This window comes from Chryseobacterium oranimense, from assembly GCF_900129755.1.
Taxonomy (GTDB): Bacteria; Bacteroidota; Bacteroidia; order Flavobacteriales; family Weeksellaceae; genus Chryseobacterium; species Chryseobacterium oranimense.
Window position 1 is genome coordinate 198967 of record NZ_FQWT01000008.1, and the last position, 23719, is coordinate 222685.

At 35.5% G+C, this 23719-nt stretch carries 19 protein-coding genes; 15 read left to right on the forward strand and 4 right to left on the reverse strand.

The genetic code is table 11. The features are described from left to right. Positions 1–18 precede the first annotated feature (18 nt). Complete coding sequence (locus BUB03_RS20015) at positions 19–411, reverse strand: hypothetical protein (protein ID WP_040996770.1); 393 nt, start codon at positions 409–411, stop codon at positions 19–21. 565 nt (positions 412–976) lie between these two features. Here BUB03_RS20015 and BUB03_RS20020 point away from each other — a divergent pair. The 10 genes from BUB03_RS20020 to BUB03_RS20070 all read left to right on the forward strand — a co-directional run bounded on the left by BUB03_RS20020 (position 977) and on the right by BUB03_RS20070 (position 20107). Then, positions 977–1366 carry a hypothetical protein gene (locus BUB03_RS20020; RefSeq protein ID WP_040996768.1) on the forward strand — a complete coding sequence of 130 codons (390 nt, stop codon included), beginning with the start codon at positions 977–979 and terminating at the stop codon, positions 1364–1366. Positions 1367–1514: 148 nt separating this feature from the next. Further along, positions 1515–2597 carry an efflux RND transporter periplasmic adaptor subunit gene (locus BUB03_RS20025; protein ID WP_073066586.1) on the forward strand — a complete coding sequence of 361 codons (1083 nt, stop codon included), beginning with the start codon at positions 1515–1517 and terminating at the stop codon, positions 2595–2597. A gap of 26 nt (positions 2598–2623) precedes the next feature. Beyond that, positions 2624–5818: an efflux RND transporter permease subunit gene (locus tag BUB03_RS20030; RefSeq protein ID WP_040996766.1), complete on the forward strand. Its 3195-nt coding sequence runs from the start codon at positions 2624–2626 to the stop codon at positions 5816–5818. Further along, the gene (locus tag BUB03_RS20035; RefSeq protein ID WP_073066589.1) at positions 5805–7247 is read left to right on the forward strand and encodes a TolC family protein; all 1443 of its coding nucleotides are present in this window, start codon (positions 5805–5807) and stop codon (positions 7245–7247) included. Before BUB03_RS20030 ends, BUB03_RS20035 begins: the two co-directional genes overlap by 14 nt. A 237-nt stretch (positions 7248–7484) precedes the next feature. After that, the gene (locus tag BUB03_RS20040) at positions 7485–9029 is read left to right on the forward strand and encodes a T9SS type A sorting domain-containing protein (protein WP_073066465.1); all 1545 of its coding nucleotides are present in this window, start codon (positions 7485–7487) and stop codon (positions 9027–9029) included. Beyond that, a complete protein-coding gene (locus tag BUB03_RS20045) occupies positions 9029–12490 on the forward strand; it encodes a DUF5977 domain-containing protein (protein ID WP_073066468.1) in 3462 nt (1153 codons plus the stop codon). Before BUB03_RS20040 ends, BUB03_RS20045 begins: the two co-directional genes overlap by 1 nt. A 140-nt stretch (positions 12491–12630) precedes the next feature. Further along, complete coding sequence (locus BUB03_RS20050; protein WP_073066471.1) at positions 12631–16275, forward strand: DUF6443 domain-containing protein; 3645 nt, start codon at positions 12631–12633, stop codon at positions 16273–16275. Between the two features lie 652 nt (positions 16276–16927). After that, a complete protein-coding gene (locus BUB03_RS20060) occupies positions 16928–17497 on the forward strand; it encodes a hypothetical protein (RefSeq protein ID WP_073066475.1) in 570 nt (189 codons plus the stop codon). Between the two features lie 105 nt (positions 17498–17602). After that, positions 17603–19135 (forward strand): M20/M25/M40 family metallo-hydrolase, encoded by a 1533-nt coding sequence (locus BUB03_RS20065; protein ID WP_073066478.1) that lies wholly within the window; start codon positions 17603–17605, stop codon positions 19133–19135. A gap of 273 nt (positions 19136–19408) precedes the next feature. Continuing rightward, positions 19409–20107, forward strand: a complete 699-nt coding sequence (locus tag BUB03_RS20070; protein WP_073066479.1) for a hypothetical protein — start codon at positions 19409–19411, stop codon at positions 20105–20107. A gap of 115 nt (positions 20108–20222) precedes the next feature. Here the strand turns inward: BUB03_RS20070 and BUB03_RS20075 are convergent, their stop codons facing one another. Next, positions 20223–20471 (reverse strand): hypothetical protein, encoded by a 249-nt coding sequence (locus tag BUB03_RS20075; RefSeq protein WP_083539025.1) that lies wholly within the window; start codon positions 20469–20471, stop codon positions 20223–20225. A 309-nt stretch (positions 20472–20780) separates the two neighbouring features. Then, positions 20781–21344 carry a hypothetical protein gene (locus BUB03_RS20080; RefSeq protein ID WP_073066485.1) on the reverse strand — a complete coding sequence of 188 codons (564 nt, stop codon included), beginning with the start codon at positions 21342–21344 and terminating at the stop codon, positions 20781–20783. Between the two features lie 220 nt (positions 21345–21564). Here BUB03_RS20080 and BUB03_RS20085 point away from each other — a divergent pair, with 220 nt between their 5' ends. From BUB03_RS20085 to BUB03_RS20095, 3 genes are read left to right on the forward strand one after another with little or no spacing between them, the layout of a single operon-like run. Continuing rightward, positions 21565–21834, forward strand: a complete 270-nt coding sequence (locus tag BUB03_RS20085) for a hypothetical protein (protein ID WP_073066487.1) — start codon at positions 21565–21567, stop codon at positions 21832–21834. Then, on the forward strand, positions 21812–22282 hold the full coding sequence (locus tag BUB03_RS20090; protein WP_073066490.1) for a hypothetical protein: 471 nt from the start codon (positions 21812–21814) through the stop codon (positions 22280–22282). Before BUB03_RS20085 ends, BUB03_RS20090 begins: the two co-directional genes overlap by 23 nt. After that, the gene (locus tag BUB03_RS20095; protein WP_073066492.1) at positions 22283–22516 is read left to right on the forward strand and encodes a hypothetical protein; all 234 of its coding nucleotides are present in this window, start codon (positions 22283–22285) and stop codon (positions 22514–22516) included. On the opposite strand, the gene BUB03_RS20100 is transcribed toward BUB03_RS20095, so the two are convergent. After that, positions 22509–22991 carry a hypothetical protein gene (locus BUB03_RS20100; RefSeq protein ID WP_073066494.1) on the reverse strand — a complete coding sequence of 161 codons (483 nt, stop codon included), beginning with the start codon at positions 22989–22991 and terminating at the stop codon, positions 22509–22511. The two genes, BUB03_RS20095 and BUB03_RS20100, sit on opposite strands and share 8 nt — an antisense overlap. Before the next feature lie 199 nt (positions 22992–23190). On the opposite strand from BUB03_RS20100, the gene BUB03_RS20105 reads away from it, so the two are divergent. Further along, positions 23191–23424, forward strand: coding sequence for a hypothetical protein (locus BUB03_RS20105; protein WP_073066497.1), 234 nt, complete (start codon positions 23191–23193; stop codon positions 23422–23424). A gap of 7 nt (positions 23425–23431) precedes the next feature. Next, positions 23432–23713, forward strand: coding sequence for a hypothetical protein (locus tag BUB03_RS20110; protein ID WP_073066500.1), 282 nt, complete (start codon positions 23432–23434; stop codon positions 23711–23713). The last annotated feature ends 6 nt before the right edge of the window (positions 23714–23719 follow it).

Below are 23719 nucleotides of genomic sequence, written 5' to 3' on the forward strand. Positions count from 1 at the left end.
ATATATTCAGGCCTTAGATTAATAGGAGGCCATTTTCGCAGATCCTGATCCATTCTTTTCACGTTTTGCATGAAAGAGAACCATATCTACATTTTTTTTCAGTAAAGTAATGTTTCCTTTAATATTGGAATATTGATATTCTTCATTGCTGGCAGTATATTCAGGAAGAGCGTCACTTTTTTTAAGGTCATACGTTTTGCCTTCCAGATGAACTGTGGCTGTACCTTTTGTATGATTAATAGTGACCTCAATTTTTTCCCCATAACTGTCCGTGAAAACATCTTTTGAGATTTCATCCCTGTTCTCAGGAGCAGCTTCCGTAACAACTTCTGCCTCTTTACCAGGATGTTTACATGCTGTTGAAGAAAGGACTGCCAGCCCGATAAGGACCGATGTAAATAATTTTTTCATAGTGATAAGTGATTTGTAAGTGTGTCATGAAATAGCAGTGTTAATACTACATAAATTTACAAATATTTTTAATAAATATATGTTAATTTTACATAAATTAATTAGATTTTTTTATCCGTTATGCATTACAGATTCCTTACAGCAGTTTTCATAAAGCCTGAAAATACTGTGTTTCTTTAAAAAATGTAAGTCAGATCACCGTTAGAATGGCTTGTGTTAAGCCGACGGTTTAAGAATAAAATAATACAGTTTTTCCATGTTCTACATTTGTTGTTTTTATTGACTGCAAAAATATTAAAAATTATATGATGCTGATATACAGTAAAAAATGATTTAAATCATGCCACCGTAAATTCTGTTTTTCACATTTATTTGACATACATTAATGCGTTCTTGTGAAAATTCCGTTGAATAAAGGATTTAGTGTCTGTCATGAAAATTTAAAAGCAATTAAAAACCATTGTGAAAATTTCAAATTTTCTTATTCAGTTTATTTAAAGGAGAGTTAAATTTTGTTAATCTGTTATGAGCGTATGCCTTTCTGGACGTACATTTGCGACTTCAAATGAGAAATTTTATTATTTACTTTTTAACCGGCCTTTTTCTGCTTTTCGTAGTAGAAAGCAGACTTAGTGTTAAAACACTCCGTAATGACTATTCAGGTCATGTTTCTCATCATATGCCTAAAAAAGCCAACCGGCTGAACCAGACTTTCGAGAAGCTATCCATACAGCAGATGGCCGATCAAATGGACAATTCAACCCTGGAACTTACTGAAGATGACTTTCAGCTGTCCGATACCATACAGCTGTTTGCTGTTTTTGCCGGTGTTTTCAGCCTGGTTTATATTTTTGGCTTATCTTCTTCAAAAAGCAGAAAACCTGTTATTCCGGGCTTTCTTTCGCTCTATTCCAATGTTAAAACATTCATTCTGATCCGTTCGATCAGAATTTAAAATTCCGTTTTTTCCCAATCTGTTTTCTGTCCACTATGCGGATGGAGATCAGCTGCGTTGCATATGCAGGTAATCATTACGGCGCAGTACATCTATTACCGCTTTTCATTCAAAACATTAACGATTTATTATAAACTCTAGAATTATGATCAAAAGAGTTGTCGCAAGTATTGCGCTAAGCAGTCTTCTGTTGTTTACAGCATGTAACAAGAAGAAAGAAGAAAAAGAAGAAGCCGCAGTTTATCCCGTAACCACCCCGGTAGTGATGGACACGGTAATTGACAAAGAATATGTAGCACAGATAAGATCTGTAAAAAACATCGAGGTTCGTGCCCAGGAAAAAGGTTTTCTTGAAAAAATTTATGTAGACGAGGGTCAATACGTGCATCAGGGGCAGACATTGTTCCGTATCATGCCCCAACTGTACCAGGCAGAATTACTGAAAGCTCAGGCAGAAGTTGCCCAGGCTACCATCGAATTAAAGAATGCAAGCACATTAGCCAATAACAATATCGTTTCCAAAAACGAAAGAGCAATGGCTAAAGCTAAACTTGATGCAGCGAATGCTGAAGCTAAACTGGCTCAGATTCACCTGTCATTCACAGACATTAAAGCTCCGTTTTCAGGGATTATCAACAGATTACCTTTGAGATTGGGAAGTCTGGTGGATGAAGGAGATTTGCTGACGTCCCTTTCCGATAACACCAATATGTACACCTACTTTAATGTTTCAGAACCTGAATATCTTAATTATCAGAGAAATGTAGCTTCAAGAGGAAGTAATCAGGTAGGTCTTTTGATGGCAAATGGAGATTTATTCCCACAAAAAGGTGAGGTTGAAACCATTACAGGAGAATTCGACAGTGAAACAGGAAACATCGCCTTCAGAGCCAAATTCCCGAATCCTGATAAATTATTAAGAAACGGAGAAACCGGAAAAGTAAGAATGACCTTACCGCTGAGAAATGCTTTAATCATTCCTCAGAAAGCAACCTACGAAATTCAGGATCAGAAATACGTGTTCGTAGTAGATAAAAACGGAGTGGCAAGGTCTAAAAATATCAAGATTGCTTACGAACTTCCGGATGTTTACGTTGTGGCATCAGGACTTGCAGTGGGAGATAAAATCTTACTGGAAGGAGTTCAGAAAGTGAAAGACGATCAGAAAGTTCAGACAAAAACTCAGGATCCTAAAAAAGTTCTTCAGTCATTGAAATTAAAAGCAGAGTAGGACTCTATAAATGAAGTAAGTAAATTATGTTTAAGAAATTCATTCGCAGACCTGTTCTGTCTATCGTAATCTCTCTGATTATCGTATTTATGGGAGTTTTGTCTTTGGTAAAACTCCCGGTAACACAGTTCCCGTCCATTTCACCGCCAAAAGTAAACATCACCGCAGAGTATCCGGGTGCCAACAATGAATTGTTGATCAAATCCGTGGTTATTCCATTGGAAAGAGGTCTTAACGGTGTGCCGGGAATGAAATATATGACCTCCGATGCCGGAAACGACGGGGAAGCTTCTATTCAGGTGGTTTTCGATTTGGGAACCGATCCTAACGTAGCAGCAGTCAACGTTCAGAACCGTGTATCTTCGGTAGTAAACAAACTTCCGCCGCTGGTAGTTCGTGAAGGGGTAAAAATTACCCGTGAAGAGCCCAACATGCTGATGTACATCAACCTGTACAGTGATGACCCGAAAGCTGACCAGAAATTCCTTTTCAACTACGCAGATATTAATGTAATGTCCGAACTGAGAAGGGTAAGCGGGGTTGGTTTCGCAGACATCCTTGGGACAAGAGAATATGCAATGCGTATCTGGCTTAAACCGGACAGATTAACGGCTTACAGTATTTCGGCAGACGAAGTGATGGAAGCGTTAAATGCTCAAAGTTTGGAAGCATCTCCGGGTAAAACAGGGGAGAGTTCCGGAAAGCGTTCGCAGTCATTTGAATATATTTTAAAATATCCGGGTCGTTTCAACAATGAAAAAGATTACGGGAATATTATCCTTAAAGCAAAGCCTGACGGAGAATTTATCAGATTAAAAGATGTGGCAGATATAGAATTCGGTTCCTCCATGTATGATATTTATTCTACACTGAACGGAAAACCTTCTGCCGCAATCACCGTAAAACAATCATACGGTTCCAACGCAAGTGACGTTATCAAAAATGTAAAATCTTTGATGGCTGAGTTGCAGAAAACCACCTTCCCGAAAGGAATGCATTACGATATCAGTTATGACGTATCAAGATTCCTTGATGCCTCAATTGAAAAGGTTGTTCATACCTTATTTGAAGCCTTCATTTTGGTGGCCATTGTGGTATTCCTGTTCCTGGGAGACTGGCGTTCAACGCTGATTCCTGCTTTGGCGGTTCCGGTTTCACTGGTGGGAACATTTGCCATCATGTCCGCCTTTGGAATTACATTAAACATGATCTCGTTATTTGCGCTCGTAATGGCGATCGGGGTTGTTGTGGATGATGCGATTGTGGTAATTGAAGCTGTTCACGCCAAAATGGAAGAGAAACATTTATCTCCATTAAAGGCGACGGAAGAGGCTATGCATGAAATCAGCGGTGCGATTATCGCAATTACTTTGGTAATGGCATCCGTATTCATTCCGATTGCCTTTATGTCCGGTCCGGTTGGGGTTTTCTATCGTCAGTTCTCCATTACAATGGCTTCTGCGATTATCCTTTCAGGGGTGGTAGCCTTAACATTGACGCCAGCTCTGTGTGCTTTGATCTTAAAAAATAACCACGGAAAGCCTAAGAAAAGAACTCCGATTACCATTTTCCTTGATAAATTCAATGGTTTATTTACAAAAGGAGCTAATAAATATGAAGGGATGCTTAATAAAACGGTTAAGAAAAAGACCATCACTTTACCTTTATTATTAGCATTCTGTGCCTGTACATTCTTTCTGAGCAACTCACTTCCTTCAGGGTTTATTCCTGCGGAAGATCAGGGGATGATCTATGCGATCATTCAGACACCTCCGGGTTCAACACTGGAAAGAACCAACCAGATCGCTAAAGAATTGTTGAGAGAATCTGAAGGAATAGATGGAGTACAATCCGTTTCTTCACTGGCAGGTTATGAAATTCTGACAGAAGGTACAGGTTCCAACTCCGGTACGTGTTTGATTAACTTAAAAAGCTGGGAAGACCGTAAAGAATCCGCCGCAGAAATCATAGAAAAGCTTGAAGAAAAAGCTAAAAATATTCCGGGTGCGAATATAGAATTCTTCCAGCCCCCATCTATTCCGGGGTATGGTGCTGCAGGTGGTTTCGAGCTTCGTTTGCTGGATAAAGCAGGAAGTGGAGATTATCAGAAAATGGAAAAAGTAAGTAATGATTTCGTAAGGGAACTGAAAAAGCGTCCTGAACTTGGTTCTGCATTTACATTCTATTCAGCTAGTTTCCCTCAATATATGTTGAGAGTGGATAATGATCTTGCCGAGCAAAAAGGAGTGACGATTGAAAATGCAATGGATAATTTATCTACGTTAATAGGTTCCAACTATGAAACCAGTTTCATCCGTTTCGACAGACCGTATAAGGTAATTGTTCAGGCGGGTCCTCAATACCGTGCGCTGCCGACAGACTTATTGAAATTATATGTTAAAAATGATAAGGAACAGATGGTTCCGTATTCAGATTTCATGCATTTGGAAAAAGTATATGGTTTGTCTGAGATCACGAGACATAATATGTATAATTCGTCCGAGGTAAGTGGAACTCCTGCACCAGGCTACAGTTCAGGACAGGCGATTGCAGCGATCAAAGAAGTTGCAGATAAAACCCTTCCAAGAGGTTTTGGGATCGACTGGGCAGGTATTTCCAAAGATGAAGTAAGCCGTGGAAATGAAGCGGTATTTATCTTCCTGGTGTGTTTAGGATTCGTGTATCTGATTCTTTCTGCACAGTATGAAAGTTTCATTCTTCCGTTGCCGGTAATTTTATCATTGCCGACGGGTATTTTCGGAGCTTTCCTGTGTTTAAAACTGTTAGGATTGGAAAACAACATCTATGCTCAGGTGGCGATGGTCATGTTGATTGGTCTTTTAGGTAAAAATGCCGTACTGATTGTAGAATTTGCCGTACAGAAGAAGGCCGAAGAGGGGATTCCGGTAGCTCAGGCTGCCATTGAAGGAGCTGCGATCCGTTTCCGTCCGATCCTGATGACATCATTTGCATTCATCGCAGGTTTGATTCCATTGGTAATGGCGACCGGGCCGGGAGCGATTGGTAACCGAACGATCGGTACAGCCGCCGCAGGAGGGATGTTGATCGGAACTATTTTCGGATTAATGATTATTCCTGGATTGTATTACATCTTCGGAACCATTGCTGAAAAATCTAAACTGGCAAAATATGAAGAAGAGAATCCTTTAACTGAACAAACAGAACCGTACCAACACGATGACAAACATGAAGATTTATAATAAATATATAGCAGCCATTGCCTTATCGCTTGTTTTAGCAAGCTGTAAGGCGCCGATGGCGACCGTCATAAAAGACGAGATGAAGGAAAATGTGCCTCAGAATTTTAATCAGGAAGATCAGGGAGATGCCAATAATAACAGCGGAACTACACCCTGGAGACAATTCTTCACAGATCCTGATCTGGTAAACTTAATTGAAACAGCTCTAAAAAACAACCAGGAATTACTGATCACTCTTCAGGAAATTGAAATTGCCAAAAGTGGTGTTTTAGCTAAAAAAGGAAGATTAACGCCTACGGTTGCAGCAGGAATAGGAGCCGGGGTGAAAAAGTCCGGCCGTTATACAAGCGAAGGAGCAGGTGATGCTACTACAGAAATAGAACCCGGGAAAGAAATGCCGGATCCGCTGGGTAATTTTGAAGGAGGGCTGATGGCAAACTGGGAAATCGATATCTGGAAAAAGCTCAGGACCGAGAAAGAAGCAGCTGTTGCTCATTATCTTTCTACCGTAGAAGGGAAAAACTTCGTATTGTCCAACCTTATTGAGGAAGTGGCAGATAATTATTATGAACTGCTTGCTCTGGACAACCAGTTAGATATTATTCAACAGTACATTAAACTGCAGCAAAGAGCGCTGGAGATTTCCAAAATTCAGAAAGAAGCTGCTGCTGCCACCGAACTGGCTGTGAAAAAGTTTGAAGCTGAGCTGGCAAAGTCAAAAGCGGCAGAATATACCATCCGTCAGAATATTACGGAAAAAGAAAACCAGATCAATGCTCTTCTGGGAAGATATCCGCAGCCCATCGTGAGAAAGAAAGAAAGTTTCATGTCTACAGTACCTCAAACGGTTTATACAGGAATTCCGTCCCAGTTATTGGCGAACCGTCCGGATATTAAACAGGCAGAATTAGAATTAAAAGCATCAAAGCTGGATGTAGAAGCTGCCAGAAAGGAGTTTTATCCGTCACTGGAAATTTCTGCAACCTTAGGATTGGAAGCTTTTAAACCTTCTTATCTGGTTAAATTGCCGGAATCTATTGCTACAAGTCTTGCTGGTGAACTGGCTGGTCCGCTGATCAACAAAAGTGCAATCAAAGCCAATTTCCAGACGGCTGATGCGAGACAGATACAATCTCTGTATGAATATGACAAAACGATCTTGAATGCTTATCTGGATGTAGCCAACCTTATGTCAAAGGTTAAAAATATAGACCAGTATTATCAGTTAAAATCACAGGAAACCAAAGCTTTAGACCAGTCTATTGATATTGCAAACCAATTATTTAGGAATTCAAGGGCAGATTATCTTGAAGTTCTTCTGAACCAGAGAGATGCTCTGGATGCAAAACTGGAGCTGATTGAAGCTAAACAGAAACAGCTGAGCACCGTTGTAGATATTTACAAGAGCTTAGGCGGTGGCTGGAAATAAAACATCATAATTCTCAGTAAACAGTTAATGTTTTGGGCTGATCCTTTCGGGGGTTGGCCCTTTTTATTTTCCATGAGTAGATTTTGTTGATGGGGGTTGACTTTATTCGCTAATTGCAAGAAATTGATTGAAGAAATACTTGCATATGTGAATTTAGATTAAATCTCAAAGTTGGGATTTGAAATGCGTTAAAAAACGTTAAATTTGCAAAAATATATTAACTAACAACACGAATAGATGGAAAAACTCTACATGAGTGCATTTACCATGTGCACAGTTCTGGGGCTATCTGCCCAGGAAGTATTGTGGCAGAAAGATATCAAGTCCAATACTCAGGATTTTCTAAGCCAGATCACTACAACCATTGACGGTCAATACTTAATTACAGGAAGCAGTATTCAGAGCAGTAAGCTTCAGGCAGAAGACAGTAAGCAGAATGGTGGCTACGATTTCCATTTAATCAAATTAAACCAGCAGGGAGAAGAAGTCTGGGAGAAATACTTTTCAGGTCAGAATCATGATTACCTGTCAGCTTCTGTAGCTACCCAGGAGGGTGGATTTCTTGTTGCCGGCACTTCTTATTCCGGAAAAGGTTTAGATAAAAAAGAAGATTCCAAAGGTGGCTCTGACATATGGCTTATTAGATTAAATGAATTTGGAGATGAATTGTGGGAGAAAACATTAGGAGGTTCTTCCGATGAGGAAGCCAGAGCTGTGATTCAAAGTACAGACTTCGGGTTTTTTGTAGCTGGTAATGTTCAGAACTCAGCAAAAGGCTATGGCTCCAAAGATGTTTTAATTGTAAAACTTGATAAGGATGGAAAAGAAATCTCCCAGTTAATTTTAGGAGGAAAAGGATTAGACGAAGTGGAAAAAATGATTCCTACTAAAGATGGAGGAGCTTTGTTAGGAGTCTATTCAAGAAGCAATGCAGGAGGTTCTAAGAAAACTGAAAACTTTGGTGAGGGTGATTATTATATTATCAAACTTTCAAAAGAAGGAAAAGTAGAATGGGAAAAGAGCTTTGGAGGAAAATCGGATGATCATATAAGAACTCTTGCTTTAACATCAACAGGATATTTAATTGGCGGAGAATCCAGATCCGAGAGATCCGGAAACAAATCTGTAGGAATAGAAGAAGGAACAGATCTGTGGCTTATTTCCTTAAATGAAAGAGGCGAAGAGCTTTGGCAGAAGTCCTACAGTTTCGGAAACAGGGATATTCTGATGGGAACAAGTGTTCTTCATTCGGCGGATGATAAAGCTTCCAAAGGAATTTTATTAGGAGGTTACACCCAGGCAGAAGGAAAGATACAGACTGATGATGAAACTTTCTGGATGCTTTATCTGGATCAGGAAGGAAATGAAAAGTGGAGAAAACACGTAAAAGGAGAATCCAGAAAAAGAGAAGAAAGGTTATCTGATATAAAACTGAACAGAGACGGCTCGATTATTCTGGCCGGAACCAGCGCAGAGGAGCTTGGAAAAGAGAACTGGAAGATCATAAAGCTTGGAGATAAACAACTCGATCAGTTAATTGAAAAGCAGGACATCAAGATTTATCCGAATCCTGTTTCAGATTATGCTTATGTGGAAATCAGCTTTGATTTCAAAGAAGCTGATATTATGCTGTATGATATGGGAGGAAGACAGCTTCAGAGTTTGAAAACTAAGAATAAGGTGACTAAGATTAATACCCAAAACTTGATTCAGGGGGCTTATCTGGTAGCCATAAAAACGGATAACAATAAAACTGCTAACGCAAAATTAATTAAGAAATAATGAAAATATTTAGTATTCAATTGACTTTTATTCTAATGATAGTATGTCAATTAATTAATGCTCAAGATAGACCAATGGAAGATTATTCCATTGCAAAAAGGATAAATATTTCAAATGATTACAATTCTGGAAAACCTAGTATCACTATACCATTATACAATATTAATTTAGATAATTTAAACTTATCAGCTTCATTAGGATATTTAAATAATTTAATTATAGGTGAGCCAGCGATAGTTGGTACAAACTGGGATGTTAATTTGTTCGGCAAAATTATCTTACAGTACTCATGGGGAGATTTCGACCCAATTCCTAACAAACAGGCAAATGGTTTCTATACTAATGTTGGCCGTGTATGTTTTATAAGAGAACAAATTAATCTTACAAAAAAACAAATGTTAGATAATCCAAATGCAAATGTGAGAGCTTATACCCCAAATAAATTTTATTTTGAATTTTTAGGATATAAAGGGACATTTGTTTCAGATAATGTAGGTAATATAATAGTTTCTTCTGATAATTCAGATTTTAAAGTTACATTCAATGGAGATAGATGCTATAATGATTATTCACCAATAAGTAATTCATTACCGGAAATAATAATGGAAGATCAAAAAGGAAATAAATTTTATTTTGGTGGCGATTATAATTCTCTAGATATTAATTATGCAAAAAATAAATATACATATTCTAACATGGTTAGCAATGGAGGCAATACACAAGTTACAGAATATGATGTTTATAGACGTATTAATTATATAAATGGTTTTTATCTAAAAAAAATAGAATTAAATAGCGGAAGAATAATAGAAGCATTCTACAAAAACGGTAATAAAGATTTATTAGCTGGATTTACTAATGGTGGATATTATTTTGGTAGTGATTATTCTTTTGTAATGCCCTCTAAGTCTACTTTGGAAAATAATAATTTATTTATTGGCGTGGATAAAATAAATAACTATAATACTGGTAGTGATTGGAATACTTCTACAAGTAGTGGACTTACTCGTAATCAAACAGATACATATCAAAAAATTGCGATTTTAGATTCTATAAAATTATCGGATTATGGTATTATAAATTTTGAATATCAACAGATCAATAATGATCTTACTAAACCTTTTTTAAAGAAAATCCAATTAAAAAATAATAATAAGCTTATAAAAACTATTGATTTCAACTATAATATAAAAAATGATAGAGTTTTTTTAGGAGATATAACAGCTAATTCAGAAAAGTATGCTTTTAATTATTACGATGAATTGAGTAATCAAAGTATAACAAATAGTTATAGCGGGTTAATAAGCAAAATTATCTATCCTACTAAAGGATTTGATGTTTTTGAATATGAACAAAATAATGTCTCTAAAGTAATTGGTGTTAATAGTAATTATATACCTGTGCTCAATGAAATTCAAGATACTTCAGTCCCTGGTCAAAGATTAAAAGCAATTAAATCATATAGTAATAATTCCAACTATATTGAAAAAAAATATACGTATAAAAATGACAATGGAAAATCTTCGGGTATAACTACTGTTAAATTAGCACCTCCTACAGGTAGTGCATCAGATCCTTTAGCAACGTTTTCTACTAATGGTGGATATTATAAATCATTATATGGTCCTTATATTACATATAGTAAAGTGACTGAAGAAATAATGAACAAGGGGAAAAGTGAGTTTTATTTTACGGACATGGCTACAAACCCGGACTCATTAGATGTAAATAGATATGCTACATACAGCACTGCCGACTATGGTTCAAATGCTATTTATATAAATAAAAATGTTGAAAGAGGTAAACTTTTCCTGACTAAAAAATATGATAATGATAATAACTTAGTGTTTCAAGAAACGATCAAATATAAAAATTTCTTGCATAATGCCAATCTTAAAAAAGAAGTTTCAAATACTTGTTTGGACTGCAAAATAACAGATTACAGATTCTATGTTAATGCAACTATGAGAATGGATCCGTTAAATGGTCAAAGGGTAGCAGGTTTATACACATCTCAGCCCCTTATGCCATTTCTACCAGCTAGTATAAACACAAAGCAATTAACTTCTGATAAATCAACATTTTTAGAAACGACGACAAACATAGAGTATAATGATAAATATTTGTATTGGCATCTACATCCAATAAAAATAACGACAAATGTTAATGGAAAAATTACTACTACTTATAATTATTATCCAGGAGATGTTTTAAAAACAGTAGGGTGTTATACAGCTAATTGTAGTTTTGTAAACCTCGATAAACCAGGAAGGAAAATGTTAACATATAAACAGATGACGGATAGTAATATTAATTTCCCTATTCTAATTCTTAATAAAAACAGTAATAATAAATTTTCAATTTCTGAAAAAATTTTTGAAAAATTTGGTGTATCAAATAAATACAGATTGCTCTCCGAAAGAATAAATGATATTAGTTCTTCTTTTGATGAAACAAATTTTGAAAATGCAGTAGTTTTTGAGACTAAAAAATATGAAATTTATGATAGTAAAGAAAATTTAATCCAATCAACACCACAAACCGGAATTCCTATAACGACTATTTGGGGGTATCATCAAACATTGCCGATAGCTAAAATAGAAGGCGCTACATATTCTCAAATTATGCAAATATTTAATTTAGATCCTAATGATCCTAATTCATATTTACAATTGGAGATTGTTAAAAAGTCAGATCTTGATAAAGATGACTTATCTGAAAATGTACTAATTTCTAAATTAGATAATTTCAAAAATCATCAAGCCTTAAAAGATTATCTTATTACGACTTATACATATGATCCTTTGATTGGAATAAAAAGTATTAATCCTCCATCTGGTATTAAAGAAAATTATTTATATGATACTTATAATAGACTAGAAAAAATTGTAAATATCGAGGGTAATATTTTAAAAGAATATAAATATAATTATGCTCCAACAAAATATTATAATTCTGAAAGAAGTGGAAATTTTATGAAGTATTGTGGTAGTAGTGAAATAGGTACAACTTTTACTTATACCGTAGCTCCTAATACATACACATCAATAATAAGTCAAGATGATGCTGATCAGAAAGCACAAAATGATGTAAATGCTAATGGACAGAATGCTGCAAATAATAATCCAAATGGCACATGTACACCTTTTACTTGCAATCTTTCTTTTAATTCATCAATTGGAATAAATGGAGGAGGGAGCGCTTCAGTCCAACCGAACTCTTATTATAAGTTATCTTTTGGTTTTTCTTCTGGATCAAATTCGGTTAATTTACCTTGGAGCACAGGAGTTACAATAGGTACCATAAGTGGAACGTGTAGGCCAACATCAGAATATTCTTCCTACAATGGACAGGTGTATTATACAATTAAAACCAATGGTGAGGTTATTTTAAAGACTCATGGATCTACGTTACCAAATAATACATCATATAATTATGACATAATTTTCCCAATAAACTAAAACGATGAAAAAAATAATATTCATTGCTGATATACATCTGTTAACAGCAGTTGTAAATCATGTAGCAGCTTCACCATTTAGCAATAACCAGTTAAAAGAACAAGAACAGTTTCTTAATATTTACCCATTAATTTAAAAATATGCATAAAAAAATATACATAAGCATAGGATTAGTACTGGGTATGTATCACTATGGCCAGGTAGTCCTGAATTCTCCTCCTGCTCCTAATACGGAAAAAGCAGATCCTCAAAGTATACGTATGCTTCCGGGATTCAGCTTCAATTCTGTAAGCGGGACATTTCGAGCCTATATCGGAGGGTCTTCTTCCAATAATCCGGGGAATACCTATACGCCTGTCACTGTTGATTATTCAACTAATATTTCAAATACTGAAAATTATATTTATACCAGACAGTATTTAGTACCTACTGAAGTTTCAAACGGATCTCTGCAGCAGATACAGAGCATACAGTTTTTTGATGGCCTTCGAAGGCCTAAGCAGTCAGTGAGCATAAAGTCTACTCCAACAGGAAAAGATCTTGTCATTCATATTCCTTATGATGGATTTGGAAGACAAGTAGACAGTTGGCTTCCGGTTCCTATGTCTTCACAAAATGGAAATATTCAATCCGAAGTGGAAAGCAGCGCCAATACTTATTATCAGGGGAACGGAATAAATGATTCATTCCCATTCAGTCACAAAAATTTGGAAAACTCTCCGCTTGACAGGCTTTTGAGCCAGAAAAATCCTGGTACAGACTGGCAGAATAAGCCTGTTACTTTCGGTTATGATACCAATACAACAGGTGAAGTGAAAAAATATACCACCACAACTAGTTGGGTTGATGGTGCTACTTCTTCTGAATTAAATGCCTCCGGAACTTATGGTGAGGCACAGCTGTATAAAAATACCGTTATTGATGAAGATAACAATAAAACGATAGAATACAAAAACGATAAGGGACAAATTATACTAGTCAGAAAAGTCATCAGTTCTTCAGAAAATGTGGATACTTATTATGTGTATAATGAATATGACCAGCTGGCGTTTGTAATTCCTCCTTTGGCTTCCGCTTCCGCATCAATATCTGCTGCAGTTTTGGATCATCTATGTTATCAGTATAAATATGATGGCAGGAACAGGCTCGTAGAAAAAAAGCTTCCGGGAAAAGGTGCGGAGCAGATGGTTTACAACAAAAAAGGCCAGATTATTCTGTACCGGGATATTGTTCTGAAAAACGGGATACCTAATTTCACAGCAGATAACTCATGGGCTTTTACCAAGTATGATCAGTTTGGAAGAATTGTTTACACAGGAATTTCAAGGGATGGAACTTCAAGGCAAAACATTCAGACATCCATTGATAACCAACCAGCGGGCATTTCCTATGAAACCCGTGGAGGAAACCTTGTTCTGAATGGAATTAACACAGGATATGGAAATGTTTCTTATCCTACAAGTATTGACAAGGTCCTTACGGTCAATTATTATGATACTTATCCTCAGGATGCTCCGGCAATTCCGGCAACTATTTTAGGCAAGGAAGTATTGCCTCAGGATGTTCAGAGTTCGAATGTTAGTACCAAGGGCCTGTCTACAGCCTCTTATGTGAAAAATGTTGAAAATGATAACTGGACAAAGACCTATACTTATTATGATAAGAAAGGAAGAGCAATATCTGCCTATTCTGTAAACCATCTCGGTGGGTATACCAAAACTGAAAGTTTTCTGAAATTCTCGGGGGTTCCTGAATATACACTCACTGAGCATAAAAGAGCAGCAGATGGAACAAAAGTAAATATCAAAGAAACTTTTGAGTACGATCATCAGGAAAGGCTTGTGAGGCATTGGCATCAGGTAAATGGCGGAGCACAGGAACTCCTTGCAGAAAACCTTTACAATGATCTTGGCCAGATACAGACAAAAAATGTAGGGAATACAACAGGAAGTGCGTTGCAGAATGTTAAATATGCATACAACATCAGAGGGTGGCTCACAAAAGTTAATGAACCTTCCGATCTGCAGAATAAACTCTTTGCATACGAGTTGAGGTATAACAGGCCGGACAGCCAATTCTCCGGTTCTGCGAGATACAATGGAAACATCTCTCAGATGTCATGGATTACCCAAAGTGATGCTGTAATGAGAAATTATTCTTACGAATATGATCCCCTTAACCGTCTTAAAGAAGGACGTTTCTGGGACGCTATGAATTTAGACAAGGGAGAATACTATGAGCAGCTTACCTACGATTTGAACGGAAATATTAAAACCCTGCTCAGAAGAGGAAGACAGCTTCCAGGCTATACCGCGCCTGAAGTTATGGATAACCTCGAATACCATTATGAAAATGGTGAGCAGAGTAATAAACTGGCTTACCTTAAAGAGATAGGTACAGGTAATGCTTTAAGCGGCTATCCGCTTTCATCAGGAAGTACCGGCAGTACAATTATCTATGACCTGAATGGGAACATGACGGTTCAGCAGGATAAAAGTATTTCTTCTATTCAATATAATTATCTAAATTTACCAGAAAAGATTACCCAAAACTCTAAAGTAACAGATTACACTTACAGGGCGGATGGGATAAAAGTAAAAAAGATCTTTGGTACAGATACCACGGATTATTTAGATGGTTTCCAGTATGAGAACAGTACATTGAAATTCCTCCCTACTTCAGAAGGCTATTTTAATTTTGAAACAGGAAAGTATGTGTATAATTATATTGATCATCTTGGAAATGTCAGGTTGAGTTATTTTAAAAACGCCTCAGGGGCAGAGATCATTGAAGAAAGTAATTATTATCCGTTTGGCTTGAAGCATGAAGGGTATAATGTTTTTTCGGGAAATCCTGCGTATAAATATAAATACAATGGGAAAGAACTTCAAGAGACTGGAATGTACGATTATGGAGCGAGGATGTATATAGCAGATCTGGGAAGATGGGGCGTTGTGGATCCACTGGCAGAAACATCACGAAGATGGAATCCTTATACTTACGCCTACAATAATCCAATTAGATTTGTTGATCCTGACGGTATGTTAGCAATGCCCCCTGAGGGTAGTGGAGGCTTTAATATTGGGCAAATTTGGACAGATAGTTATGGCAGTTGGGTAAGAGTAAATGAAGGCTGGGAATCAATAACAAAAGGGCAGCCTTCTATTGTTGATGAAATTCTGCTTACGGGTAAGGCTGATGGGGGTTATGTAAATGGAGATATGATTTATAACGATAAAAATACTTCAGGATACAAATTCATTAGTACCGGATATAATAAGAATGGGGATTATGCAGGCTTTGAGAGTAATCTTTCATTAATTCATACAGCATATACAAATAATACTGGAAGTGGGGCACTTCCCCTTGCTTTTGATGTGGGTGGTGAAGCTTCTATCTTATCTTCCAATATATCAGTTAGGTTAGGTACGGAAAATAATAACTTTTCTGGGAATGCAAATGGAAGTATATGGTCCATAAATGCAAATGCTGCTGGAGGAGCATTTACGGGAGAAGGGGATAGGTTTGGTGTTTTATTTGATGGAAATATAGGGGCTCAAGTTTTAAAAGGAGAAATTTCAGGTTCTCTAAAATTATTTGGAGTAAATTTTAAAGGAACACTTGGAGGGACTGTTGTCTCTGCTCATATTGGAGGTACTGCAGGAGCTTATTTAGATAATAATAGCGGAACGTTTAATATACAGCTTCAAGAAAATATCGGTTTAGGTTTGGGGGAAAAAGGAGCAGTTGAAATTCAAATTCCTGTACCATTCATTAGTAATTAAAAATATTAAATAAATGGATTTTATAATTAAATTATTACATTCTTTATTCTTCGGAGTAATTTTTTTTATTGCCTTCATAAATTATGAAAAAGAGAAATCTATAAAGCCTCTACATTTCATAGTTTTATTACTGTGTTTAGCAGTATTAATTTATTTGGATACAAATTATAGTGTTATTTCCAATAAATTACTTTTCTTATTGTTAATATTTTCTTTATCAATAGTAGTTTTAAACTTAATGAAAGGCTTTATTCATTTAGAAAAAAATAGTCTTTTAAAAAATAATGATTATCTGAGAAATAATTATAAAAATGTCAAAAAGATATTTTTTTCAAAAATTATCCCCATGATGATTTTTTTATATCAACTTTTGATAATATGGTTTCCTAATATTTTTGAAAAAATGTCACAAAAATGATCAACAAATCTATAAAGTATGATCACTCGGCAGTGCTAACATACCCTGATGGCGCGAGCGTGTCGCTCGTGCCAATAGATAAAAATAAAACCCTCGCAATTTTGCGAGGGTTTTGTGTTTATAAAGCATGTTGTTTACGAATACACTTTTTAGCTTTGTCCTTTAATAATAAAACGACTACAACAGTTTTACTTTTTTAAATATTTAACCTAAATTTATACAAATACAATACCCATGAAAACAATCTCCCATATCCTTTATATCCCACTCCTTCTCATCACATTTTCCTGCATCAACTATATAAAACCCATCCATACAGATGCGGTTCCTGATTCCGAAAACATAACAAGAAAATTATTTCTTCAGAACGAAACACTGGATGTTAACTTTTATGGAGATTATATATTCAATAAGGTTGAGAAAAAAATCATTTTTTTCACTAATAAAGATGTTGGCAATATCCTTAATAACTTTAAAGAAAAGCCTTCTTCACAGGTCCTTTTTACCTATACGAAGATCAGTATTTACAACAATATGCTTGGATTTTATTATGCCGGGAAAACTTTGGCAGATATAAAAAATAATTTCTCCATCAAAACTCCCGAAAAAGAAATGCAGAACGGACTTTTATATGCCTATGAATACAACGGCTACTATATTATCGAAGTCTTCAGACAAACGGAAAAAGGAGTCGTTCTTTTTATTTCGATCAACAATTCTTCACAACAAACCGTTGAGAAATTCAGAAAGGAAAATACAAAGCTGTTTTTTGAAATCAATTCAGGGCTTTTGAGCCAGTATTAATAGCGGTTTTTTATCTTGCCTTTGGGAAATATTTTGTGTTTGACATGGTTGTAGCACTTTTGTTTGGTATATTTGTTAGACATCAACATCACACAAATCTTCGTTATGAAAAAGTTCCTTTTAGCCGTTCTCGGTATTCTTGTTATTTTGATTGCTATACTGCTGATCAAAATGTATACCTATCCGTTCAAAAAAACGACAGCAGAAACTTCTGAAGGATGGAAACCCGTAAAAAACGATTCTGCAGTACTTCGGTTGTCAGGAGGAATCAAAATACCTACAGTTTCTACGGGAAGTCTGGGAGAATTCAATTACACTCCGTTTGATCAGTTTAAAGAATACCTGAAAGCATCATACCCTTCGGTATATCAGCACACAGAAAATATTGAAATCAATAGCCGTGCTTTGGTTTTCAGGCTTAAAGGAAGCAACCCGGCATTGGAGCCTATACTTTTCCTTTCCCATATAGATGTGGTGCCACCCGGAGATGCCGATGTGAAAAATAAAGAGCAGAATATTTTCAGACCAGATGATAAACCTTTACCTCCTGTTTCAAAAGTAGCAGAAGACTGGGATTTTGAACCTTTTTCTGGAGCTGTTGTCAATGGAAGAATTTATGGAAGGGGAGCCATCGATATGAAAGGAATGCTTTTTTCCCTGATGGAATCAATGGATGCAATGGTTAAAAGCAAAAAAGTTCCCCAAAGGGACATCTACCTGGCTTTCGGATTCGATGAGGAAGTGGGCGGGCAGAAAGGAGCGATGCAGATTGCAGATTATTTTAAGAAAAAGGGACTTCAGTTCGATGCAGTTTATGACGAAGGAGGTCTGATCATGCGTAAAGGAAATGTAGCCGGAGTAGATTCCGATATCGCTGTAGTGGGCTGTGCAGAAAAAGGATTCTTATCCGCAAAAATAAAAGTTAAAGGACTTGGCGGACATTCCTCCATGCCTCCTATGGAAAGCGCAATAGGAAAAGCCGCAGTGATCATGCAGCGTCTTGAAGACGATCAGATGAAGCCTGAAATCACCCCGCTCATCAAAGGTTTTTTTGACAATATCGGCGGAGCAATGCCATGGACCACCAGACTGGCTCTTTCTAACCAGTGGCTGCTAAAACCTCTTCTTATATCCCAGCTTACCAAAAATAACACCACCAATGCCTTAGTACGCACAACCACTGCTTTAACGATGATGAAAGGAAGCGACGGAACAAACGTGTTGTCTCCAGAAGTCGAATTTGTAGTCAATTTCAGGCTTCTTCCCGGAAATACGGTGAAAGACGTTCATGATCACATTGCAAAAGCCACAGAAGGTTTCGATGTTGAGATAGAAGAGATCGACAATACCAGAGAAGCTTCCGCTGTTTCTCCTTCTGATACAAAAGGATTTAAACTGATAGAAGCTGGCGTAAAGGAGATTTATCCCGGTGCCATCGTGACTCCCTATCTTACCATGGCCGGAACCGATGCCTATAAATACCAGATCGTAAGTAAAAATATTTACAGATTTATGCCGATCCGGATCAACAGCTCAGAACAGCAGAGCATCCACAGCACCAATGAATATATCAGCATAGAAAATTATCTGAAAATGATCCATTACTTTGAATATATTATGACGAATTATGATAAATAATTGCGGGGTGCGAGTTTCGGGGTTTGAGAGTTTGAGACTTTACTACTTAGAAACAATGGATCCTGAAATATTAAATAAATGACAAATACCTACTGGCTGAGACTCCCGAAGCTACCGTTACCTATGTCCGAAATCTAAAATCTCATATCTGAAATCTTGACTCTTGGATCCAGGTTCTTGGCTCTCATCCTTAAAAACATTTTACAAAAAAAATAACACGTCAAGTTTTGTCGCATTACAGCAATAGCTTTGTCATATCAAAATTACAGAGCTATGGAATTGCCGTTTTACTTAACATTTAAAGAATTTGAAAGCCATTATTACGACACCCTTGAACAATGGTTTCAAGAATATCATAACGCCAGCGAAATTGATTATCTGAAAGCCCTTGCAGAACTTTACAGCCCTTATCTGTATTACAGCTTTGCGGACGATAAGCTTTTGGCTGATGCTTCTATGGAGATCAAAGATTGTTTTCTGCCTTATCATGAAAAGATCGGGATTTCTTTCTGCACCAACTGTGAAAATGAAAAACATTTCAAGACCAAAGGAATGAACCATATATTTGAGTGGAAAACCATTACCATGATGGAGTACGCCCAGCATATTCTGGATAAAATCAACAGATATCTGCTAAAAAACAGCAGTTCTCCGGAAGGAAATAAAACAGTCCTGGATTACATCAACGATCGTGAGGTTGTTACCGCCAGGGAAGGAGCAGGATATTGTGTCAATTACAACAGGCATCAGGCATCAGTTCCTTTTCTGAAAGCTTATCTTCCTTATCACGGTCAAACGGTGGATATTGCAGTGTACAGGGATTTTATTTTTTCTGTTGTACAGATTGCAGAATATATAGACAGGAAACTGAAAGCCGTGCGCGCTTTTGAATACACTGTTTATGCTAAATTAAAATCAGAAGCCAAATTCAAAGTGCAGATGAGCCATCAGTTTTTGACGATCTGTAATTAAATTTTACACCAAACATTCATATCTAAATTATATTGATGGAAGACTTTTACCGGCTTTCCAAACAAATCTTGGCATTACTGTCAGGATTTTGTTAATCATACCACTACTTATCTTTTTACTTTAGATTTCTGGATTTTAATTCCTCTTCTAATGCTTTGCTGTTTCTTTTCCAGCTATTGGCAGCAAAAAGAGCAAAAATAAGAGGGAGAAAGGTGAAGAGTCCCAGCCCATACTTTATAGTGCTGTAGGTTGCAATACCAATCAATACGCCCAGAATAACTGCGTTGGTGATTTCGCTGGCCTTTGTCTTCTTTCTTCTTTCTAGTAATTCTTCATCGGTTAATTCAGTTAATTCTTTTTCCATGATATAAAGTTTTAAATTTGAAATTATCTGTTTTTAATGTACTATTATTAGTTAAAGTAAAAAATATACTAAATAAAGTTTTGTGATTTCATAAATAATTAAAATAAAAAAGTCTTAAACAATTAAGTTTAAGACTTTTATCTTCTTGCAGAGAGGAAGGGATTCGAACCCTCGATACAGTTACCCGTATACTACCTTTCCAGGGTGTTTTATAGATTATATATCATGAACATTATCAATTGTTTATAAATGTATTGGATAAAAATTATGTGAAATATTTGTAAAATATCAGTAATTGTTATCTTGATGTTACCAATTTTCATCGTTCTTAATGTCGTATTTACTAACATCAAATAAATCAGAAAAAGAATGATCAATGATAGATGAAGATCTGCCTTGGAATTGCCCTTTAAAATACTCTCTATCTTTTGTAAGAGCAAATGATTCCAAGTTGTCATCACCATTACTGCTTACTCCAATGCCGCCTGAATATAAAGACCATGAATCTCCCTTGAATTTAATATTGCTTATGGATACTCTATATTTTCCTTCTTTAAATTCCATTTTAAAGTTCCCACTGAATTTTGAGCTATTTGAAAGATAATTTGGTGTCCCCATTCTAGTATAGCCTGCACCTTTGAAATCCATTATGAAGTCACTAATATCACCAGATAAATTATTGTTATCACTTTCATTATTATTAAACTTTATCTTTCCATTAGTCATTAAAATTTTTTTTATTTCTAAAGCGGATTTTGTTGATTCATAAATCTTTTGCCAAGAAACTTGTTTATTAACTATAGTGAATGCTTTTTCCTGGCTATATATCACGGTTGTTACAAATATTATGACAAGCGTTATAATTTTATTCATTGGTATTATTTTTTACAAATATAAAAAGTTTAAAAACATTATTTTATGGTTTCCCGTAATGTCTTATTTTGAATAAATAAAAAATACACTATCCGTATAAATACTTAATTGTTGTATAAAATAAAGTATTATATTAGCAATATCATGAATAAGTGAAATATTATTTATCTAAGTTGTTGATTTATTAGTATTTTTATGCAGAATTATAAAACTACAGTAAATGAAAACAAGAGTAATTATTTTATCAGCAGCCTTAACAGTGTTGGTGATTTCATGTAAAACCGATAGGAGTGAGGATGAGGAGCTTAAGGTTTCTCCAACTTCTAAAGTTGAATTAAAAAAACTAAAAATTAATAACAAGGATTCTGAATCTAGCAAAGAAGGAGATACAATTATGATTTCTCCACCTAAAACCCAAAGTACAAACGGGGAGGGTTTAGATCCAAATGAAATTATTCCGCCAGGAGATGTTAAACCACCTAAACCGTAAAAAACTTAGAATATCATCTATATCAGCGCTAGGGTCATACTTAGTGCTGTATAGTTGTCTTATTCCCTTTTCAAATAATATTATAGAAGCATTTTATCCAAGTGCTAAAACATATTACATACCGGCTGCAAATAATAACTTATCTGCTGTTATTTGGTCTCTTGGTATGTGCGTTCAACCTGTTATATTTTTTTTAGCCTCTAGAATGAAACCATTTATTTGGTCATATTCACTTCCCCTTTTTACATCAATATACGGAACGTCTTTTTATTTTCTTCCTTTGTTAGGACATAAACCAAAAGAAAATATTTGGTTTTTTGCGGCTATAATCGTTATAGTTTTTATGTTAATTGCTTGTATGTATATAACAAGCTTTTACTTTAAAGTTATGAAGTTGAGAGAAAAAGTATTGATAAAAACTTTAGAAGAAGTTGCAAATCAAGATTAAATGAGAGAGGACTACAAAAAGATAAAAAAGCTTATAGAGCGGAATGATTATTTTTATAATAAGAAAATCATTCAAAAAAAAGAATATGTAATCAATAGTATATTGTTTGCAGAAAAGCTAGATAAAATTCTAAATCAGGATCAAAGAGAAGTTGTGGCTGATTTTTTATCAGATGAATATAGCTTTGTCAAATTCAACTTAAGTGTGTCAATATTAAAAGCAGTACCTAACTAGTACTGCTTTTTTTACTTTTTTCAACCTCATTTTCATCATTTGAAGTTATACCTAAGTGTGCGATAATTGCCTTAAAATATAGTTGATCCCTCTCCTTCAATATTTCAATTGTACTTTCTAATTTGTCGATCTTATTATAAAGCATTTCCATCTGTTCATCATGGGGTTTATTTCTAATTAAATGTAACCCTTGATCTGAATGGAGATCATTTTCTTTTTCATTTTGCGAGGAATTTATCATATTTCCTTCGCCATGTAGTAACCACAATTTGTTTAATTCAGGGAATACCGGAGCTATTTTACTATCAAATGTTGATGGTTTAATGCTTTTTCGCATGTTACTAATGTAACTGGTTGATAAACCTGCTAACTCTTCAAATTGTCTAGGGTTAATTCTCTTGAACTCTATAAATTTTAACAATCTTTCTTTTACTGAGCTTTGCTCATTATTTGTTATTTCTAATTCCTCAGTCATGCTTTATTTTTTCTTATAAGGATGGCAAAATTCCGCAATCATATCTTTTCTTACAATAGGGTTTTTACGGATATTAATAAAATCAATTTTTTATTATTGATTATCAATGTGTTATAACATTGTTAAGAAAAAGTTCATAATTTACTTTGTTTGTATTTAGCAATGTTATATATTTGCTATATCAAAATGATAGAACAAAATGAAAAATCAAACAAATATACTAAAACCACGAAAAATAAAGGGTGAAGTATTTCGTAAGATTCTGGATGATTATAATTTAAGAAAAAAGATTGCAGATGAAACGGGTAACAGAGAGACAGCGGTTTCAAATTGGGCCTATAGAGAATCGGATAAAGTTTTGAACTATTTCGCGGTTAAAGCTATAAAAAAGCACACAGGCTGGACAGATAAGCAAATATTTCAATCACAATAAACTAATTATGGCAACTTCACAAGAACTTCAAATACCAAAAGGATATGTATTGGTGCCTGAATCATGGGCGGAAAAGTATTTCAACAAATCATTTTGGTCTGAAATAAAAGAGCCTAGAACAAATGAAGTAGCGGAATATGTTGGGGTAAGTGTCGAAAAGATTAAGAAGGACCTTAGAAATATAGATTGCCCGCTTAGAAAGTCTGAGAAAAGTAAAGCGGGTAGGGGCAATCAAACAAAATTTCACAAATGGTCAGTCGAAGAATATAAGGACTGGATTAAAAAATAAAAGCCA

Coding starts and splice junctions, on each gene's coding strand:
- BUB03_RS20030 (WP_040996766.1), top strand. CDS start 2,624: ATGTTTAAGAAATTCATTCGCAGACCTGTTCTGTCTATCGTAATCTCT.
- BUB03_RS20040 (WP_073066465.1), top strand. CDS start 7,485: ATGGAAAAACTCTACATGAGTGCATTTACCATGTGCACAGTTCTGGGG.
- BUB03_RS20095 (WP_073066492.1), top strand. CDS start 22,283: ATGAGAGAGGACTACAAAAAGATAAAAAAGCTTATAGAGCGGAATGAT.
- BUB03_RS20085 (WP_073066487.1), top strand. CDS start 21,565: ATGAAAACAAGAGTAATTATTTTATCAGCAGCCTTAACAGTGTTGGTG.
- BUB03_RS20080 (WP_073066485.1), bottom strand. CDS start 21,344: ATGAATAAAATTATAACGCTTGTCATAATATTTGTAACAACCGTGATA.
- BUB03_RS20110 (WP_073066500.1), top strand. CDS start 23,432: ATGGCAACTTCACAAGAACTTCAAATACCAAAAGGATATGTATTGGTG.
- BUB03_RS20065 (WP_073066478.1), top strand. CDS start 17,603: ATGAAAAAGTTCCTTTTAGCCGTTCTCGGTATTCTTGTTATTTTGATT.
- BUB03_RS20060 (WP_073066475.1), top strand. CDS start 16,928: ATGAAAACAATCTCCCATATCCTTTATATCCCACTCCTTCTCATCACA.
- BUB03_RS20105 (WP_073066497.1), top strand. CDS start 23,191: ATGAAAAATCAAACAAATATACTAAAACCACGAAAAATAAAGGGTGAA.
- BUB03_RS20090 (WP_073066490.1), top strand. CDS start 21,812: ATGTTAAACCACCTAAACCGTAAAAAACTTAGAATATCATCTATATCA.
- BUB03_RS20070 (WP_073066479.1), top strand. CDS start 19,409: ATGGAATTGCCGTTTTACTTAACATTTAAAGAATTTGAAAGCCATTAT.
- BUB03_RS20100 (WP_073066494.1), bottom strand. CDS start 22,991: ATGACTGAGGAATTAGAAATAACAAATAATGAGCAAAGCTCAGTAAAA.
- BUB03_RS20015 (WP_040996770.1), bottom strand. CDS start 411: ATGAAAAAATTATTTACATCGGTCCTTATCGGGCTGGCAGTCCTTTCT.
- BUB03_RS20050 (WP_073066471.1), top strand. CDS start 12,631: ATGCATAAAAAAATATACATAAGCATAGGATTAGTACTGGGTATGTAT.
- BUB03_RS20045 (WP_073066468.1), top strand. CDS start 9,029: ATGAAAATATTTAGTATTCAATTGACTTTTATTCTAATGATAGTATGT.
- BUB03_RS20035 (WP_073066589.1), top strand. CDS start 5,805: ATGAAGATTTATAATAAATATATAGCAGCCATTGCCTTATCGCTTGTT.
- BUB03_RS20075 (WP_083539025.1), bottom strand. CDS start 20,471: ATGGAAAAAGAATTAACTGAATTAACCGATGAAGAATTACTAGAAAGA.
- BUB03_RS20020 (WP_040996768.1), top strand. CDS start 977: ATGAGAAATTTTATTATTTACTTTTTAACCGGCCTTTTTCTGCTTTTC.